Origin of the sequence: Dactylosporangium sp. McL0621 (assembly GCF_049995355.1) — a bacterium.
Classification (GTDB): domain Bacteria; phylum Actinomycetota; class Actinomycetes; order Mycobacteriales; family Micromonosporaceae; genus Dactylosporangium.
On sequence record NZ_CP188259.1, the window covers coordinates 2,140,148 to 2,158,924 of the forward strand.

Here is an 18,777-nt window from a genome sequence, read left to right on the forward strand (position 1 = left end):
CACCGAGATGCAACGTGCGGTCCTGAAGGCGTTCGACTTCAACCCGGCGCCGACTCCGGACGACGTCTGGCGGGAGTCGCGGTACAACGTTCCCGAGCTGCACGAGAAGGCGGCCAAGGAGATCGTCAGCGGGGTCAACCGGGCGCGGCGGGACGACGTGTCGAAGCCGTTGAGTGTCGCGATGCAGGGCCGGGCCGGTGCGGGCAAGACGCACCTCCTGGGCGCCATCCGGGAGACGATCCAGGCCGGCGGCGGCTACTTCGTCCTGGTCAACATGATCAGCGGGCGGACGTTCTGGGCCAGCACCGCGCTGTGCATGGTCGAGTGCCTCGATCAGCCGGCGAAGGGCTGGCCCAGTCAGCTGGTGCGGTTCCTGCGCACGATCACCGTCGACCTGCACCTGCCGACCGACGTGCGCGACGCCATCGCCGGCGACGCGGTGCTGACCCGGGCTCACCTCGACGCCTTCATCCTGGCCCTGCGCAACGAGCACAACGATGTCGGCAAACAGTGCCAGGACACGGCCCGGGCCCTCGTGCTCAACGGGTCGAAGGACTTCGAGGCGCAGGACGTCGGCTACGCGCACCTCATCTCCGAGCTCGGCGACCCCGAGGGGCGGCGCAGGTGGGGTCTCTCCCCGGCCGTCCGCAGCCCGCAGCAGATCGTGCAGGACATCTCCCGGCTGATGGCGCTGCCGATGGACCCGACGGTGATCGCGATCGACCAGATCGACACGCTCTTCGCGCAGACCACCACCACGGCGTTCGGTCCCGCGGAGAGCATGGAGGACGACGAGGCCGGCCTCCTCGGCCAGGTCGCCGACGGGCTGCTGAACCTCCGCGAGATCACGCGCCGCACGCTGGTCGTCGTCTCCTGCCTGCCGGACACCTTCGCGCTCATCGAACGGAATGCGCCGGGCCCCGTGCGGGAGCGGTTCCGGAAGGAGTTGCTGCCCGACCGGATCCCCAAGGACGAGATCGCCGAGGCGATCGTGGCCCGGCGGCTGCGCGCCAAGAGTTTCGGCGCCGAGCACGACACCTGGCCGGTCCGGCCCGAGGCGTTCAAGGGGATCGCGAACCGGTACACGCCGCGCGCCCTGCTCCGCAAGGTCGAAGCCCACGTGCGCTGGTGCCTCGACGAGGAGCGGATCGTCGAGCTGGGCCAGTTCCGCGACGACGAGCCGGAGCCGGAGAGGCCGGGCGTCGTGAAGCAGGCCGCGCCCCAGGACCATCTGGCGAAGATCGACGCGCGGTTCAAGGAACTGGTGGGGGCGCTCGACGTGTCTGCGGCGCTGCAGTACGCGACCGAGGATGCGGAGATGCCGGCACTGCTGGCCGCCGGGCTCACCGCCTGGATCGACGAGCAGGCGCCGACCGGGGCCACCTACAAGCACGACCCGTTGCCCAGCCGGAAGCCGGCGCTGCACGGCCGGCTCATCGAGGTGCTGAACGAGTCGACGGAGAACGAGGCGCACTGGGCGTTCCGCGCGATCAACAGCCCGAGCGCGGTCGCCGTCATCAGCCGGGTCAAGGCGGCCTCGACCATGGCCGGGCTCGACCGGGCCGTGCCGCAGCGGCGGCTGGTGGTGCTGCGGAACTCGCCGTGGCCGTCCGGGAAGCGGACCAAGGAGGTCACCGAGGAGTTCCTCAAGGCCGGCGGGGTCGTGGCGCGGATCTCGGAGCAGGATCTCAAGGTCTTCGCCGCGCTGAAGCACCTCACCGTGGCACCGCCGCCGCATTTTCAGGAGTGGCTGCGCGCCCGCCGGCCGGCCGGCCGGACCGTGCTCTTCTCGGCGGTGCTGGAGCCGGCCCCGTCGGAGGGCGAACCAGTCCGCGAACCGGTGGCCGACACGGCCGTGCCCGTTGCCGAGGGGCGGATCACGCTGGGGAAGGTGGCCGAGTCCGGGGCGGCGTTCAGCATCGGGCTGGAGTCGCTGCGGCGGCACACCGTGGTGTTCGCCGGGTCCGGGTCCGGCAAGACCGTGCTCATCCGGCGGCTCGTGGAGGAGTGTGCGCGGGCCGGGGTCTCGTCGATCGTGCTGGACCCGAACAACGACCTGGCCCGGCTCGGCGACGCGTGGCCCGAGGCGCCGGCCGGATGGGGCCCGGGCGACGACCGGCGGGCCGCGGACTACCTGGCGAACACCGACGTCGTCGTCTGGACGCCGCGGGTGACCAGCGGGCGGCCGCTCGCGTTTCAGCCGCTGCCGGACTTCGGGCCGGTGCGGGACTCGCCCGACGAGTTCGACCAGGCCATCACGTCCGCCGTCGAGGCGCTGGCCCCGAGGGCCGGGGTGCACACCGGGGCGCGCCTGGCCAAGCAGGGCCGGGCGGTACTGACCGAGGCGCTGATCGCCTACACGCGCGCGGGGAACTCGGGGCTGCGGGGCTTCACCGAGTACCTCAGCGACCTCCCGGACGGCGTGAGCAGCATCGCCAAGGCCGGCAAGCTCGCCGCCGAGAGCGCCGAGACGCTCAAGGCCGCCATGGTCACGGACCCGCTGTTCGGCGGGCACGGGGCGCCGGTCGACCCGGGGGAGCTGCTGACGCCGCGGGCCGGGCGCCGGGCCCGGGTGTCGGTCATCAACCTGGCCGGGCTGGGCTCCGACGAGCAGCGGCAGAGCTTCGTCAACCAGCTGCAGATGGCGCTGTTCGCCTGGATCAAGCGGCATCCGGCCGGGGATCGGCCGCTGGGCGGGCTGTTCGTGATGGACGAGGCGCAGACCCTCGCCCCGTCGACCGGGAGCACGCCCTGCACCGCGAGCACGATTGCGCTGGCGTCGCAGGCCCGCAAGTACGGGCTCGGGCTGGTCTTCGCGACCCAGGCGCCGAAGGGGCTGCACAACCAGATCTCCGGCAACGCGACGACGCAGTTCTTCGGGCTGCTCAACGCGCCGGCGCAGATCGATGCGGCGAAGGAGCTGGCGCAGGCCAAGGGTGGGCGGCTGCCGGACATCGGGCGGCTGTCCAGCGGGGCGTTCTTCGCGGCGGGGGAGGGGTTCTCATTCGTGAAGATTGCCGCGCCGATGTGCCTGTCCCACCATCCTTCCGCGCCCCTGACGCCGGAGGAGGTCGTGGCCCGGGCGCGAGGGTAGGCAGTACCCCCGCGCCCGGTTCTTGCGGTTCTGCTCTTCTCAGCTCAGCGCGAACTTCTGCGCCGCGGAGCCGTTGCAGTCCCAGATCTGCAGGCGGGTGCCGTTGGCGGTCGCCCCGTTCGGGGAGTCCAGGCAGCGGCCCGACTGCGGGTTGCGCAGGGAGCCGTCGGCCTGCTGCTGGAAGACCTGGCCGCCGACCCCGTTGCAGTCCCACAGCTCGACCAGCGTGCCGTTGGCGGTGCCGTTGCCGTTGATGTCGAGGCAGCGGCCCAGGGTACGCAGGGCGCCGTTGGACTGGTGGAACCAGTGCTGGTCCGCGGCGTACGACTGGCAGTCCCAGAGCTGGACGGCCGAGCCGTTGGTGCCCGAGTCGTCCGCGGCCACGTCGACGCACTTGCTGCCCGGGCCGACGTTGGTGCCGCCGCCGTTGACGGCGAACTTCTGCGCCGCGGAGCCGTTGCAGTCCCAGATCTGCAGGCGCGTGCCGTTGCCGGTGTTGCCGTTCGGGGAGTCGAGGCAGCGGCCGGACTGCGGGTTGCGCAGCGAACCGTCCGCCTGCTGGACCCACTTCTGGCCGCCGACGCCGTTGCAGTCCCACAGCTCGACCTGGGTGCCGTTGGCCGTGCCGTTGCCGTTGATGTCCAGGCACCGGTTCAGGGTGCGCAGGGAGTTGTCGGCGAAGTGCGTCCAGTGCTGGTCCTCGGCGTAGTTCTGGCAGTCCCACAGCTGGACCCCGGTGCCGTTGGCGCCGGTGTCGTCCGCGGCCACGTCCACGCACTTGCCGCCCGGGCCCGTGATGGTGCCCTGCGGGCCGTTCGGGACGTTGGTCTGGCCGCCGTAGCCGACGCTGACGACGTTGGCCTGGACCGCGTTCTCGGCGGCGTCGGAGGGGTAGCCGTACACCATCGCACCCTCGAACCAGGTGCCGCGGTTTCGGTTGGAGTTGTCGCCGCCGATGCCCAGGATGATGCCGCCCTCCTGGTGCATCGGGCGGTAGCCCTGCTTGTCGGTCGGCAGCGCGCCGTTCCACCAGGTGGTGAGCCCGCCGGACTGCGAGTTGCCGCCCTTGAGCGCGTACGTCGTCTGGCCGTTGTTCTTCAGCACGGCGGTCACGTACGCGGAGTTGTTGCCCGGGTTCGGGTTGGAGCCGTTGCCGCCCTGGAACATGCCGTTCTCCATGTCCGCCTCGATCCACGGGCCGGAGCCCTGGCAAGGCGCGAAGTAGCACGTGGTGGCGATGCTGACGGCGTCCATGTGGCCGTTGCCGGTGTCGTACGGCGTCGACTCGGCGTTGCCGTAGTCGAAGCAGCAGTCGGAGCCGACATGCGTGCCGCTGGCGACCATGTAGACGCCCTCGGGCTGTCCGTTGACCGCCACGCCGGGGGCGCGGCCGTTGAAGCGGTACCCGACGCCGGGCGACACCCACAGGCCGTACACCTTGTGCCCGCCCGCGGTCACCGCGATCTCGCCCGCGTCGGCGCCGCGGTCGCCGGACCCGGCCCCGCCGTCCGGCGCGATCGTCAGATCGCTGTGGTTGCTCGTCTGGTCGTAGATCCGCGTGATGCGGCACGTGGTGCCGTTGCAGAACGCGTCCTGGTCGCCGGCGTTGGCGTACCCGCCGGCGGCGAGCAGCCCGACGTTGTGTGTGGCCCCGTTGTCGGCGCGCTGCACGGTGTAGAGCGGCCCGTTGTACGTCGCGAACAGTGCGCGGGTCGTGCTGTGGGCGGCCACGCACGCCGTGCCGTTGGACGCGTAGATGTCACAGGGCAGCGGACCGGCCGCCTGGGCCGTTCCGGCGAGCCCGACGATGGCGGCGGCGGTGAGGGCCAGGCTGGCGGCGGCGGAGAGAAGCACTCGCCGGCGCCGGCCCGGTCGTGATCGATCGACCACGGGAAGACCTCTTTCGTTCAGGGGTCGTGGAGGGGGAGGGGCCCGATTGGCGGCGGACCCCGGCAGCATCGATGTCTCAGTATGCGTATTCGCGGTGGTCTTTGGTAGAACTTGTTGACAAGTGTTGAATCTGCGGTCGCGGCGTGTGCTGGACCCGGACGCACCCGCACCAGCCTGGAAGCCGGACCGTTACGGACGGGCCTCTCGCCGCGCGGGGTCAGTGTCAGCGCCGGAGCCGCCGGCATTCGCTACAGGGCGACGCTCTGCGGCGGTGGCCGCGCCGATCGGCCGCTCTGCCCTCCCCCGGATCCGTTCCTGGCGGCGGTGTCGTCATGCACCACACCACCGGGCACGACGCCGCCGCGCTCGAACCGACCGGCCCGGGCGACCTCGTCGCGCAGCTCAACCGGGTCCCCATCACGAACATCGACGTGCCCACGCTCGCGTGCGGCCAGGATGCGCTGCTCTTCCTGCCCGACCGGGTGCTCGTTCGCTCGGGTCGGCGCTGGACCGACGTGGCCTACGGCGAACTGCAGGTCGCCGCGTCGGTGACCTCGTTCATCGAATCCGGCGCGGTGCCGCGGGACGGTCGCCGGATCGGCTCGACGTGGCAGTACGTGAACGCCAAGGGTGGTCCCGACCGCCGGTTCAAGAGCAACCGCCAACTGCCGATCATGCAGTACGGCGAGCTCGAACTCCGATCGCCCGGCGGGCTCTGGTGGATCGTCGACTGCTCCCGCGCCGACGCGGCCGAGTGGACCGCGACCGCGCTGCGTCACCCGCCGATGCTCCGGGCGCCCGCCCCGGCCCGTACGGCGCCGGTACAACCGCGGCCGCCGCAGACGCCGTTCGCCGCGCCCGGGCGGCAGGGGCGGCTCTTCGCGTACGCCGACCTGCTCGCGAACGCGCCGTTGCTCCGTCCACACGCCGGGCCGTTCGCGATCGTCGACGTCGAGACGACCGGGCTCGCGCCCGAGGCCGGCGACCGGATCGTCGAAATCGCGATTGCCCGGGTGGACCGCGACGGACGCGTCGAGGACGAGTTCGTCACGCTGGTCAACCCGGACGGACGCGACACCGGGCCGGTGTTCGTGCACGGAATCGAGAACGCGGCGGTGCGCGACGCGCCACGGTTCGCGGACATCGCCGGCGAGGTGGTGCGGCAGCTCGACGGCTGCGTGTTCGTCGCGCACAACGCCGCGTTCGAGGAACGGTTCCTGGCCGCCGAGTTCGCGCGGGCGGGACTGCGCATCGGACCGGTACCGGCGTTGTGCACGCTCTGGCTGGCTCGGCGCACGCTGAACACGCCGAACCACAAGCTGGCCACGCTCGCCCGGCACGCCGGCATCGCGATGCCCGACGCCCACGCCGCGCTCGGCGACGTGCGCGCGGTCGCGGCGCTGCTGCCCGCGCTGATCGCGCGAGCCGGCGGTGAGCTCGGGTACGCCGGCCCGCCCCTGGCCGTCGCGACGCTGCGCCTGCCGCCGCCCGTGGCGTTCCAGCCGCGGACGCGCGCCGTCGGGCTACGCCGGGGTACCGACGGGTGGATGGCCTCCATCCTCGCGCGGCTGCCGATGAGCGCGGCGGAGGCGGGCGGCGCGGACGCGGAGCGGTACCTCGACTACCTCGCGATCGCGCTCGCCGACGGGCGGATCGTCGGGGACGAGGCGCACGCCCTCGCCCGGCTCGCGGGCGCCGCGGGGTTCGGCTCGGCGCAGGTGGCGGCGCTCAACGAGCGGTTTCTCGAGTCGCTGCGGGAGGCGGCGTTCGCCGACGGCGTGCTGACCGCGGGCGAGCTGCGGCAACTGCGTGCGGCCGCGGCCGCACTGGGGGTGCCGGACTATTTCGACGATCTCCGGGTGGACCCGGCGCCGGCGGCCAACGCCGCGGGACGGCGTCGTTGCGGTCACTGCCGCGTGCCTGGGCACTATCGCAACAGATGTCCGGAGCTGGTTCAGGTGGCTGAGTAGGTCGTACCTCACGGGGGGTTGCATGGTTATGCACTCCGTCGTATATGCTTGAGTCGTGTCCAAGGTCCTCAACTCCCTGCCTGTCGGCGAGCGGGTCGGCATCGCGTTCTCCGGCGGTCTCGACACCTCGGTAGCTGTCGCGTGGATGCGCGCCAAGGGCGCCATCCCCTGCACCTACACGGCCGATCTCGGCCAGTACGACGAGCCCGACATCGCCTCGGTGCCGGGGCGCGCCACCGCCTACGGCGCGGAGATCGCGCGTCTCGTCGACTGCCGGGCCAGCCTCGTCGAGGAGGGCCTCGCGGCGCTCGCCTGCGGCGCCTTCCACATCCGCTCCGGCGGGCGGGCCTACTTCAACACCACCCCGCTGGGCCGGGCCGTGGCCGGCACGCTCCTCGTGCGCGCGATGCTCGAGGACGACGTGCAGATCTGGGGCGACGGTTCCACCTTCAAGGGCAACGACATCGAGCGTTTTTATCGGTACGGCCTGCTGGCCAACCCGGCCCTGCGCATCTACAAGCCGTGGCTGGACGCCGATTTCGTCGGCGAGCTCGGCGGGCGCAAGGAGATGTCGGAGTGGCTGCTGGCCAATGAGCTGCCGTACCGCGACAGCACGGAGAAGGCGTACTCGACCGACGCCAACATCTGGGGCGCCACCCACGAGGCCAAGTCGCTGGAGCACCTCGACGCGGGCATCGAGATCGTCGACCCGATCATGGGCGTGCGCTTCTGGGACCCGCAGGCCGAGATCCCGTCCGAGGACGTGACCGTCGGCTTCGCGCAGGGGCGCCCGGTCTCGATCAACGGCAAGGAGTTCGCGACCGCCGTCGACCTGGTCCTCGAGGCCAACGCGATCGGCGGGCGGCACGGGCTCGGCATGTCCGACCAGATCGAGAACCGCATCATCGAGGCCAAGAGCCGCGGCATCTACGAGGCGCCGGGCATGGCGCTGCTGCACGCCGCCTACGAGCGGCTTGTCAACGCCATCCACAACGAGGACACGGTCGCGGCGTACCACAACGAGGGCCGCAAGCTCGGGCGCCTGCTGTACGAGGGCCGCTGGCTCGACCCCCAGGCGCTCATGCTCCGCGAGGCGCTGCAGCGCTGGGTCGGCTCGGCCGTGACCGGCGAGGTCACGCTGCGCCTGCGCCGCGGCGAGGACTACTCGATCCTGGAGACCACCGGCCCGGCGCTGTCGTACCATCCGGACAAGCTGTCCATGGAACGTACCGAGGACGCGGCATTCGGCCCGGGCGACCGCATCGGCCAGCTGACCATGCGCAACCTCGACATCGCCGACTCCCGGGCGCGCCTGGAGCAGTACGTCTCGCTCAACATCATCGGCAGCCCGCACCCGATGCTCATCGGCGCCAACCAGACCCCGTCCGCCGACCTCCTCGGCGCCATGCCGGCGGGCGGCGCGGCCGCGATCGCGTCGCGCGGCCAGGCCGACCACGACGGCGAACTGCTGGACAATGCCGCGATGGAGTTCGGCACCGACTGACGATGCCCTGGAGCATCCGCGAAACGCACGCACGCGGACGAGATCGTGGCCGGCCGGCGCCTGAGGTTTCGGCCACGCCGTGCGGGTAGCGCCCCGCCATGACTGAGTCGCGTCTCGCCGTCGACGTCGACGGATCGTTCGACGACGCCGTCGCGCGGTACGAGGCGGCGGTGCCCGCGTTCCCGGCCGAACAGTTCGAACGGCTCGCCGACTGGCAGGCGGTGACCGAGCTGACGGACCGCATCGCCGCGCACGGCTTCCTCATCTACTGGAGGTTCCTCGCCGACCCGCTCATGGGGATCGCCGGGAACACCGCGCGCTGCCGGATGTACCTCATGGGCAACCACGTCCTCGCCGAGCGGATGTACCGCCACGACCCGGTCGCCATGCTCTACGCCCCGCTGCGCACCGTCATCACGCAGGTGGCCGCCGAGCCCGTCCGGTTCTCGATCGACCAGCCCAGCCGCCAGTTCGCGTCGTTCGGGGACCCGGCCATCGCGGCGGTCGGGCGCGAGCTCGACCGCAAGCTCGCCCACCTGCTCGAGGTGCTGGGCTGGCCGGTGCCGCCGGAGCTCGGCGGCCCGGCCTCACCGGGGGAGGCCTGAGCCGCTAGGGGCTGTATCGAAGTGGATGGCCGGGCTGCGGCGGACTCAGGCGTCGGCTGGAACCACCCCGGTCACACCCCGATACAACCCCGGTATCGGGGCGCGCCCGGCGCGGCCCCAGCCGACGCCTGAGCCTCGCCTCGCTCCGACCCCCACTTCGATACAGCCCCTAGGCCGCGCGCGTGATCAGGTCGTGCATGCGCTCCCGGGCCAGCTCCATGCGTATGCGGCGGTCGCGGCGCGGGTCAGTCGTCGCCGGCACGATCGGGGCGCCCAGCACGATGACCATCGTCGGTTTGCGGCGGAACAGGCGGCCCACGCCCGACGGGGCGGTGAAGCGGATCGACAGCGGGATCACCGGCACCCGCGCCCGGGCCGCCAGGTGGAAGGCGCCCTGCTTGAAATCGCGCAGGCCGGTGTCGTACGGCCGCAGCTCCCCCTCCGGGAAGAAGTGCACGATCCGCCCCTGGGCGAGGAAGAGCTCCATCTCGTCGAGGAAACGGGGCAGGCCGGCCGCGGTCGGGGGGACGGCGACGCCGCCCAGGAGGCGTACGAGACCGCCGTACCACGGGTTGTCCAGGTTCATCGCGGCCGCCGTGAAGACCGGGCGGCGCGGGAACAGGGCCAGCCCGACGAGCGCGCTGTCGAGCAGGTGCACGTGGTTGCACACGGTCAGCGCGCCGCCGGTGCGGGGCAGGCGCGCGTCGCCCTCGGTGCGGACGCCCAGGATCAGGCGGGTCAGCACGAACAGCAGCGGGATGGCGACCGCGTAGTAGAAGGCGTTCGAGAGCAGGCGGTAGACCCGGCCGCTGTACCCCGTCGGCGCCTCCCACCCGTGGCCCGCCCGGGCGTAGACGCGCTCGATCGCCTTGACGCTGCGCTCGACCGTGTACATCTCGGCGTAGCGCGCGTAGGTCGCCGACGCCGTCGCGAGGGCCTCCGGGTTCTCGATCCACGCGTCGATCCGCTCGGCGAGCGAGGACGGGTCGCCGGCCCGGAACAGGTTGGCCGGCTCGAGCGCGAACTGGCCGGTGGCGCTGCGGCGGCTGTCCGAGATGACCGGGACGAGCCCGCAGGAGAACGCCTCCATGCACGAGAGGCCCTCGATCTCGGCGTCGGAGGCGTGAACGTACAACTGGCAGGAACGAATCAGCTCGACCAGCTCGGGCTGGGCGTAGTGGCCGAACCGGGCCGGCACCCGGAGCCTCGCCGCCAGCCGGCGCAGTCGCGGCTCGCGGGGCCCGTGCCCGGCGAAGTGCAGCTCGATGCGCCCGGCGTGGCGGGATCGCCGCACGGCGCGGATCAGCACGTCCTGGCGCTTCTCCGGGGAGAGGCGGCCGACCATGAGCACGCGGAACGGCTCGCCGGGCGCGCGCACCGGGGCGGGACCGGGCCGGAAGGCGCTCCCGACGCCGTTGGAAATGACGTGAAGGCGGCTGCGGTACCCGTGCTGGCGCAGCTGCGCCGCGATGAACGTCGACGGGCAGTGGATGTCGGTGAAGCGCCGGTAGAACAGCAGGCGCAGCAGGATGTAGACGAAATGGGCGGCGGGCGGGAACCAGCCCAACCCGATGTTGTACGTGATGTTCTCGGGCTGGATGTGGAAGGCCGCGATCGCCGGCACCCCGAGCCGCCGCGCGATGCGCTCGGCGGCGCGCCCGAGCGGCCAGGGCTGGTAGATGTGCACGACGTCGGCCCCGGCGATGGCCGCGACGAGCGTCTCGCGGACGGGCCGGGCGAACACCGTGTGCTGGCGGTGCGCGAACCGGCTCGCGACGGGCACGACGAGCTCGGGCACCCAGAACATCTCGAACGGCGAGTCACCGCCGGGCTCCCCGCACGCGACGACCCGCACGGTGTGCCCCCGCGAGACGAGCGTGTCGGCGAAGCGCATCGCCGAGATGGTGGTGCCGTTGTTGCCGACGTTGAACGTGTCGATGACCAGGGTGATGACCATTGCCGCCCCGCGGACCTGAACGAATGATCAGCACGTTATGCAACACGTACGGGCGGGTCAATCTTCCTGCCGTCGATGGATGCCGACGTGACGCGGGTCACGCCTTGGGCTAGCCGGTACTTCCGCCTTGGCCACGCCCGGTCCGGGGCTTGGCCGACCGCGGCGGGGCGGCCCGCATGTGCGCGCGGACGCGGCCGAGCACGTCGCCGAGCGCGGCCAGGTCGCCGTCGGCCATAGCGTCGAACAACAGTCGCCGGATGCTGTCCACGTGCCCGGGCAGCACCCGCGCGACGAGGTCGCGCCCGGCGCCGGTGACGGCCACGATGACGCTGCGCTCGTCGTCGGGGGAGGGCGAGCGGGTGATGAGGCCGCGCTTGTCCAGCAGTCCGGCCTGATAGGTGAGCCCGCTGCGGCTGTACACCACACCGTCGGCCAGATCGGTCATGCGAAGCCGGCCCCCGGGCGCGTCGACGAGCCGGGCGAGAATCTGGAACTGCACGTAGCTGAGGTCACCGTCGGCGCGCAGATGCTCCTCGACGGCGTAGTGCAGAAGGCTGCTGACCTCCATCAGGGCGAAGTAGGCGCCCAGCTGTTCGGAGTCCAGCCCCGGTGCGGGGTCGCTCACACCGCAAATCTACGGGTTGCACCTCACTCGCGAGCGCATCCAAGCCGGACGTCGGGCAGGCGTCACCTCGTATGCGTCCTTCGACGCGGATCGGCCCCGGTGACCGGGGCCACACTGCCGCCATGGACACCCTCGCCCGGCGCCTGCTCGGCGCCCTCGCCGGCCTCGTCGCCACGCTCGCCGTCGCCACGCCCGCCGCCGCCTACATCCCGCTGCACGGCTACGACGAGGACGGCAACGTGGTCTGCGATTCGATCAAGTTCACCTCCGGGCAGGTGAAGGTCGTGCTGCACACCGCGGAGTACACCGGCACCGGCGACAACGATGCCGCCGCGTTGCTGCAGGCGCTCAAGGACGTCAACCGCCAGATCGGGCTTGTCGGCGGTACCGCCGCGAAAATCACCTCGACGACGAGCACCACCACGCCGTTCGTCTACGGGACTCCGTTCAACGACACCGTGCCGACCATCCACGTCGGCTTCGTGTCGTCGATCAAGGAGAAGGACGCGATCGGCCAGACGAAGCAGATGAGCATCGCGTCCTGCGCCTACAACGAGGTGCAGATCGCGTTCCTCGACCAGGCCGCCTTCGACTGGGACGTGCGGACCCCGCTGGACGCGGGCGAGACGCTCTACGGCGCCGGCCGCTGGAACGCCGCCGGGGACACCTGGTTCCGCCCGTCCTACCTGCACGAGGTCATCCACGCCTTCGGGCTGCACCACACGCACGGCTCGTACGCCTTCATGAACTACGGCGCCCGCCCGTGGGCCAACCGCGCGGCGGCCGACGCGATCCGCCCCCTGCCCGACGACGCGCACGGCCTGCGCGACCTGTACCCGGCCACCAGCACCCGCTCCGAGGTGGCGCTCCTCAACACCTGGATGGACCCGGACGACACCGACCACGGCGCGGCCCAGCAGAAGGAACTTTGCATGCCGAGCACCGGAGTGGTGCTCAGCACCGACCTCGAGAACCCGTTCGCGGCGTACTGCGGCGCCAGCTACGGGGGCCCGGGCCGGCCGACCATCGGCGGCTCCACCACGGTGTGCACCGGCGGCGGCATCGTGACCCGGGTGGCGCTGGCCAACTACGCGACCGACGACGTACAGACCTCGCTGCACATGTGGTTCTCCACCGGCGACGACGTGTGGACCACCACCGGGGACGTCAAGTCCGCCGACGCGTTCGCCCAGGAGGTCGGCGAGAACAACTCCGATCTGCTGACGCACTCCTTCACCGTGCCGAGCACGCTGACCTCGGGGAAGGTCTACCGGCCGATCGCGCAGGTCGACTGGTGGCTCGACCTCGACCACGACGGCGTGGCGGACCCCGGAACCAGCGCGTACGACTGGATCCCGCTGCGCGGCACGATCACCGTGTGCTAGCTCGGGTCACTGCCGCGGCATGGCTCGGGCCTTTGCCGCGGCAGTGCTCGGTTCGCTGCCGCGGCATTGCTCGGGCCTTTGCCGCGGCACGGCTCGGTTCGCTGCCGCGGCACGGCTCGGTTCGCTACCGCGGCATTGCTCGGTTCGCTGTCGCGGCGTGGCTCGGTTCATTGTCGCGGCATTGCCGGGGACCAGCGCACCGGCGGCGTTCCGGCCGCCACGAGCGCCGCGTTGACCCGGCTGAACGGGCGGCTGCCGAGAAAACCGCTCTGGTTCATCGGGCTCGGGTGCCCGGCCCGCAGTACGACATGACGGTCGTTCGTAACGAGCGGCGCCTTCGCCTTCGCCGCCGCGCCCCACAGCACGAACACGACCCGGTCCGGCTTCTCGTTCAGGGCCCGGATCGTGGCATCGGTGATGTTCTCCCAGCCGTGCCCCTTGTGCGAGTTCGGGGTGCCGGCGCGGACGGTCAGCACGGAGTTCAGCAGCATCACCCCCTGCCGGCACCACGCGGTCAGGTCCCCGGACGGCGGCGGCTCGACGGCGAGGTCGTCGCGCATCTCCTGGTACACGTTGCGCAGGGAGGGCGGGACCGGGACACCGGGCGGCACACTGAAGCTCAGCCCGTGGGCCTGCCCGGGCCGGATGTACGGGTCCTGGCCCAGGATGAGCACCCGGGTGGCGGCGAACGGGCACAACCGGTACGCGGCGTAGATGTCCTGCTTCCGCGGGTACACCGTGGCGGACCGGTACTGCTCGACGACGAACTCGGACAGCGCCGCGACGACGCCGGGGTCGACGTGCGGGGTTACCGCCTCGCGCCAGTCCTCGGGCATGAAGTCCAGGAGGTAGACGGTCATGGCCCGCAATCTATCGAGCGCTTTGCGGGGCCGGGCTCCGTGGTCGCGGTTCGAGCCGGAAGAGCACATCCAGCACGATGGGGCCCGGTGCTCGACAACCCGTCATACGAACGCATCGAGGCCCAGATCCTCGATCCTGCGGGCGGTCGCGGCAAGGCGGATCCATGCCCCGAGCTGGACGAGATCCGTGCAGTTGGCGATGTCGGCGCGGACGTCTTCCGGCACCTCCACACCGCGGGCGTCGAGCACGATCAGCACCGCGCGGGCACCGCCTTTGGCCTTGCCTGCCGCTTCGCCTTCCGCGCTGCCTTCGGCCCTGCCCTGGGCTTCCCCTTGCCGTCGCGCGTAGCAACAGGCCTGCGCGTCCGTGATCGCAGGCGTTGCGGGCCGTGAACAGGGTTCGAACACGGCGATGAGGCCCGGCTCGCTGCCGCGGGTAGGTGCTGACAGCACGGTGGAGCGGGTCGCCGAGAGCTCTGCCGTCAACGTCGGGCGGTCCCAGGGCATCTCGATGAGGATCGTGTGGAAGTGATGGCACAGCCGAGGACCCTAGCGACGGGTGCTCACACGACGCCAACCCTTGTGTCACGCACTGTGAACCATGTTGCCGGCGGTCACCAGCCTCGGACGCGCCTCGTAAACGCGGAAGTTAAGTGCATGCAGATGCGGAAAATATTTGGCTGATCTGCGGATTTAGGGCATGGTTGACGGGTGGATGGTGCGCTGACGGGCCTGGCCGAGCGGCGCTTGGCGGCCGTGCTTGTCGATCGGTTGAACGAGGAGCCGACCGTCGTGCTGAACGGGCCGCGGACGGTCGGCAAGAGCACCCTGCTCACCGGGTGTGCCCAGCGGCTCGACAGGACCGTGATCGACTGCGACGATCCGGCCACTCGGGCCGCGGTCCGGAACGATCCCGGGCGGTTCGTGGAAGGGCCCGACCCGATCTTTATCGACGAGTTTCAGCACGTTCCGGAGCTTCTCGATGCGATCAAGGCCGAGCTCAATCGTGAGCTGAGCCCAGGGCGCTTCGTGCTCGCCGGATCGACCCGGTATTCGACGCTGCCCCAGGCCGGCCAGTCGTTGACGGGGCGCGTCGACATCATCGATGTTCTGCCGCTCGCTCAGATGGAGATCGACGGCAACGACGCGGAGCCATTCGTCCACCGGGTGCTCGCCGGCCGCGCGTTCGCGAACTCGGCGGAGCGCTCGATGACGAGCCGGGACGAGTACGCCCGGCGGGTGACCTCCGGTGGCCTGCCCGTCGCGTTGCGGCGTCCTCCGGGGAGGTCGCGGTCGCGCTGGTACAGCAATTATCTCGATCTTGTCATCGAGCGTGACGTCATCGAGCTCAGTCGTGTCCGGCAGCGCGAGATGCTTCCCCGCCTGCTGAACCAGCTCGCCGTGCGATCGGGACAGGTGCTGAACATCGCGGCGACCGCGCAGGCGGTCGGGATGGAGAAGAGCAGCGCAGAGAACTACCTGCGACTGCTGGAAGCGGTCTTCTTGATTCAGCGCCTGCCCGCCTGGGGTACGACCTTGGGCTCCCGGGTTGCGCGCCAGCCCAAGGTGCACATGGTCGACGCCGGCGTGATGGCCTGGCTGCTCGGACTGAGCCCGGAGAAAATCTCGCGGTCGGACCCGGCCGTTCTGACCGACTACGGTCACCTGATCGAGACGTTCGCCGTGGGCGAGATCCTCAAGCAGCTCAGTTGGTGGGACGCCCCGGTCGCGGCAGGTCATTTCCGAACCGCGACCGGCGACGAGGTCGACCTTGTCCTCGAGGTCGACGACGGCGACGTCATTGCTTTCGAGATCAAGGCCGGCTCTCGTATCCACGGCGAGGATCTACGCGGGATCCGGGCCTTGCGGAGCCGGCTCGGCGATCGGCTGGTCGCCGCCGTCCTCCTGTACACGGGGGATCTTGCGTTCACGCACGAGGAGGGTGCGTCGGTCGTACCCCTCGACGCGTTGTGGAGATGACCGGCTACCAGCCCCGGGCGCGCCACTCGTCCAGGGACGGGCGCTCGGTGCCGATGGTCGAGCTCTTGCCGTGGCCCGGGTAGAAGGTGACGCCGTCGGGCAGGCGGTCGAAGAGCTTCGTGGTCACGTCGTGGTACAGGGAGTCGAAGTCGGCCTTGTTGCCGTGGGTGTTGCCCACGCCGCCCGGGAACAGGGCGTCGCCCGTGAAGAGGTGGCCGCCCTCCTCGGGGTAGTACAGGGCGATCGAACCCGGGGTGTGGCCCACCAGGTGGATGACCGAGAGGCTGCAGTCGCCCACGTGCAGGGTGTCGCCCTCGTTCAGGTGGGCCGTCACGACCGGGATCTCCGGGGCGTCGGCCGGGTGGGCCAGGGACTGTGCGCCCGTCGCGTCGACGACCTCCTGCAGGGCCATCCAGTGGTCCGCGTGGCGGTGGGTGGTCACGACCGCGCGGATGCCGCCCGGCTCGATGAAGCGCAGCAGGCGCTCGGCGTCGTTGGCCGCGTCGACGAGGACGGCCTCGCCGTTGGCGCGGCAGCGCAGGAGGTATGCGTTGTTGTCCATCGGGCCGACGGACAGGGACGAGATCTCGAGTCCGGTGCTCATTTCCAGGCCTCCAGGTCGGGCAGTTCGCCGGTCAGGCCGGCTCCGTCGCCGCGGCCGGTCAGCCAGGCGGCGAGTGCGTGGACCGGTCCGGTGACGGTCGGGGCGTCGGGGACCGTGAGCAGGACGGTGCCGTCGGGCGTGGCGAGGGTGGCCGCGCGCGGGGTGGCCGGGTCGTGCAGCAGGCGCAGGGGAAAGGCCTCGGGCCAGTCGGCCGGTCGGTACGCGGCAGCCAGGTCGACGTGGTGCAGTTCGACCTCGCAGAGGCGCGTCCAGACCAGGCGGGCGGCGGGAATCTCGGCGCCGGAGGGCAGCGCGACGACCGCGGACCACGCCTCGGGCGGCAGCGCGTCGATCGCGGTGGCCAGGCGGGTCGCGGCGGCGGCGAGGTCGGCGCGCTGGACGGCGGCCGGGCGGCCCGCGCCGGCTTCGATGTCGGCCTCGCGGGCGTCGGCGCCGGCGTAGGCGGGGGTACGGATGCCGGTGCGGGCCCAGGTGAGCAGGTTGACGTACGCGTCGGCGTTGCGGGCCAGGTGCGTTACCACGTGGCCGCGCGTCCAGCCGGAGCAGAGCGAGGGCTCGGCGAGGCCGGCGTCGTCAAGGGATTCGATGGTGGTGAGCAGGCGCTCGGTGGCTCGCCCGAGCTCGGGCGAGAGGACCAGTGGATCGGCGGTCACACCGAACACATTATCGCTGTCGTACCCCCACCGCGGGCGGGAGGTCGCCGACGGCCCAGTGCAGTTCGTCCTCCCAGTCGGCCACGCTGAGGTCGACGGTCTCGAAGGACAGGCGGGCGCCGATGGGCTTTCCGAGGTACCCCGCGAAAAGATCGTGCACCACGACCAGCCGCTGGCCGACCGCGAAAGCCGCGGGGTCCTCACCGCGCGCGGTGCGCACCTCCAGGCGGCCGTAGATGCCCATGTCCGCGTCGGTCCCGCGCTCCTCGACGATCACGTCCAGGATCTCGTCCTCGGCCCCCACATGAAAGCCGTAGCACATCCCGCCGAAGGTGAGCCAGAACCGCATCAGCGAGTCGTCCTGCCCAGGGGATACGTGCCACTGTACGTCGGCCCGCTCGAGGCGGAGTCCGACGGCACCGGCCAAGACATGCGAGGGGAGCACGTCCCCGACCATAGCCCCGATATTCGGTTTCGCGTTGTGGACGCGCTACCTACCGTGGGTTTCCGAACGCCAGTTCGGTTCTGAGAGGATTACTGTGAGTATTGACCTGTCGGCCCTCGGATGGGACGACGGTTTCGCCGAGGCTTTCGGGCGCTTCGCCGTGCTCGGGCAGCGTCCCGCGCGGGTGAGCCGTGTGGACCGGGGCGTCTGCACCGCGCTCGCGGCCGGCGGACCCGTGCGCGCCAGCGTGGCCGGTGGGCTGCTCGCCCGGGCCGCCCAGGACCCGGGCGCGCTGCCGTGCGCGGGGGACTGGCTGGTCGTGCGCGACTGGCCGGACGGGCGGTTGACGGCGGAGGCGGTACTGCCGAGACGCACCGCCATCGTCCGCGCGACGGCCGGCGAGGAGTCGTTCGGACAGGTCCTCGCGGCGAACATCGACGCCGTGGCGGTCGTCGAGCCCGTCGACCCGTCGCCCGACCCCGGCCGCATCGAGCGCCTGCTGGCGCTCGCGTGGGAGTCAGGGGCAAAACCTCATCTGGTACTGACAAAGGCCGATCTGGCCGCGGACCCCGAGGCGATCGCGGCGCAGATGCCGGGCCGGGCCTCGGGCGTCACGGTGCACGCGGTCAGCGCGCGCACCGGGCTCGGCCTGGACGGGCTGCGCCCCCTCGTCGCGCGCGGACGCACGCTCGGGCTGCTCGGCGCGTCCGGGGCGGGCAAGTCGAGCCTGGTCAACGCGCTCGCCGGGGCGCCGGTGATGCAGACGCGGGCACTGCGCGCGGACGGGCGCGGGCGGCACACCACCACATACCGGGCGTTGATCCCCATGCCGGACGGCGGGGCGGTCCTGGACACGCCCGGCGTCCGTCTGGTCGGCATGTTCGACACCGTCACCGGCCTCGATCGGGCCTTCGCGGATGTGACGCTGCTCGCCCAGGCCTGCCGGTTCGACGACTGCCGGCACGGCGACGAGCCCGAATGCGCCGTACGCGCGGCCGTCGAGGAGGGCGAGCTGAGCCCGCGGCGCTATGCGAGTTGGCAGAAACTGCAAAAAGAGCAGAAGCTGGCAGCGGTACGCCGGGTGCGTCGTGAAAGCCGCGAGCGCCGCCGTCCGGCCCGGGGCTAGCTGGTGCGCTTCCCCCGTTCGAGGACCCCTCGGGCGGGCGGCAGCCAAAAAATGTCAT

General features: G+C 71.3%; 15 protein-coding genes. 7 read left to right on the forward strand and 8 right to left on the reverse strand.

The features are described 5' to 3' along the window. Positions 1-7 precede the first annotated feature (7 nt). Positions 8-3,094, forward strand: a complete 3,087-nt coding sequence (locus ACPPVO_RS09890; protein WP_426510920.1) for an ATP-binding protein — start codon at positions 8-10, stop codon at positions 3,092-3,094. 39 nt (positions 3,095-3,133) lie between these two features. On the opposite strand, the gene ACPPVO_RS09895 is transcribed toward ACPPVO_RS09890, so the two are convergent. Next, on the reverse strand, positions 3,134-4,948 hold the full coding sequence (locus ACPPVO_RS09895; protein ID WP_426510921.1) for an arabinofuranosidase catalytic domain-containing protein: 1,815 nt from the start codon (positions 4,946-4,948) through the stop codon (positions 3,134-3,136). 368 nt (positions 4,949-5,316) lie between these two features. Between ACPPVO_RS09895 and ACPPVO_RS09900 the strand changes: the two genes are divergently transcribed. The 3 genes from ACPPVO_RS09900 to ACPPVO_RS09910 all read left to right on the forward strand — a co-directional run bounded on the left by ACPPVO_RS09900 (position 5,317) and on the right by ACPPVO_RS09910 (position 9,063). Beyond that, positions 5,317-6,954 (forward strand): 3'-5' exonuclease, encoded by a 1,638-nt coding sequence (locus ACPPVO_RS09900; RefSeq protein ID WP_426510922.1) that lies wholly within the window; start codon positions 5,317-5,319, stop codon positions 6,952-6,954. 55 nt (positions 6,955-7,009) lie between these two features. Beyond that, positions 7,010-8,458, forward strand: coding sequence for an argininosuccinate synthase (argG, locus tag ACPPVO_RS09905; protein WP_360382706.1), 1,449 nt, complete (start codon positions 7,010-7,012; stop codon positions 8,456-8,458). A 98-nt stretch (positions 8,459-8,556) separates the two neighbouring features. Continuing rightward, on the forward strand, positions 8,557-9,063 hold the full coding sequence (locus ACPPVO_RS09910) for a DUF302 domain-containing protein (RefSeq protein WP_426510923.1): 507 nt from the start codon (positions 8,557-8,559) through the stop codon (positions 9,061-9,063). 169 nt (positions 9,064-9,232) lie between these two features. Here ACPPVO_RS09910 and ACPPVO_RS09915 read toward each other — a convergent pair whose 3' ends face one another. After that, positions 9,233-11,020: a glycosyltransferase gene (locus tag ACPPVO_RS09915; protein ID WP_426510924.1), complete on the reverse strand. Its 1,788-nt coding sequence runs from the start codon at positions 11,018-11,020 to the stop codon at positions 9,233-9,235. Between the two features lie 109 nt (positions 11,021-11,129). Then, positions 11,130-11,645, reverse strand: coding sequence for a MarR family winged helix-turn-helix transcriptional regulator (locus tag ACPPVO_RS09920; protein ID WP_426510925.1), 516 nt, complete (start codon positions 11,643-11,645; stop codon positions 11,130-11,132). 122 nt (positions 11,646-11,767) lie between these two features. Here ACPPVO_RS09920 and ACPPVO_RS09925 point away from each other — a divergent pair, with 122 nt between their 5' ends. Beyond that, positions 11,768-13,030: a hypothetical protein gene (locus tag ACPPVO_RS09925; protein WP_426510926.1), complete on the forward strand. Its 1,263-nt coding sequence runs from the start codon at positions 11,768-11,770 to the stop codon at positions 13,028-13,030. Between the two features lie 167 nt (positions 13,031-13,197). Here ACPPVO_RS09925 and ACPPVO_RS09930 read toward each other — a convergent pair whose 3' ends face one another. Next, entirely contained in the window at positions 13,198-13,890 is a 693-nt protein-coding gene (locus tag ACPPVO_RS09930; RefSeq protein ID WP_426510927.1) for a uracil-DNA glycosylase, read from the reverse strand. A 102-nt stretch (positions 13,891-13,992) separates the two neighbouring features. Continuing rightward, positions 13,993-14,397, reverse strand: a complete 405-nt coding sequence (locus tag ACPPVO_RS09935) for a hypothetical protein (RefSeq protein ID WP_426510929.1) — start codon at positions 14,395-14,397, stop codon at positions 13,993-13,995. A gap of 204 nt (positions 14,398-14,601) precedes the next feature. Between ACPPVO_RS09935 and ACPPVO_RS09940 the strand changes: the two genes are divergently transcribed. Then, a complete protein-coding gene (locus ACPPVO_RS09940; protein ID WP_426510930.1) occupies positions 14,602-15,870 on the forward strand; it encodes an ATP-binding protein in 1,269 nt (422 codons plus the stop codon). A 4-nt stretch (positions 15,871-15,874) separates the two neighbouring features. Here the strand turns inward: ACPPVO_RS09940 and ACPPVO_RS09945 are convergent, their stop codons facing one another. From ACPPVO_RS09945 to ACPPVO_RS09955, 3 genes are read right to left on the reverse strand one after another with little or no spacing between them, the layout of a single operon-like run. Continuing rightward, a complete protein-coding gene (locus ACPPVO_RS09945; protein ID WP_426510931.1) occupies positions 15,875-16,474 on the reverse strand; it encodes an MBL fold metallo-hydrolase in 600 nt (199 codons plus the stop codon). Continuing rightward, on the reverse strand, positions 16,471-17,148 hold the full coding sequence (locus ACPPVO_RS09950; protein WP_426510932.1) for a maleylpyruvate isomerase family mycothiol-dependent enzyme: 678 nt from the start codon (positions 17,146-17,148) through the stop codon (positions 16,471-16,473). Before ACPPVO_RS09950 ends, ACPPVO_RS09945 begins: the two co-directional genes overlap by 4 nt. Positions 17,149-17,158: 10 nt before the next feature. Continuing rightward, positions 17,159-17,593, reverse strand: a complete 435-nt coding sequence (locus ACPPVO_RS09955; protein WP_426510933.1) for a hypothetical protein — start codon at positions 17,591-17,593, stop codon at positions 17,159-17,161. A gap of 94 nt (positions 17,594-17,687) precedes the next feature. Between ACPPVO_RS09955 and rsgA the strand changes: the two genes are divergently transcribed. Then, positions 17,688-18,719, forward strand: coding sequence for a ribosome small subunit-dependent GTPase A (rsgA, locus tag ACPPVO_RS09960; protein WP_426510934.1), 1,032 nt, complete (start codon positions 17,688-17,690; stop codon positions 18,717-18,719). The last annotated feature ends 58 nt before the right edge of the window (positions 18,720-18,777 follow it).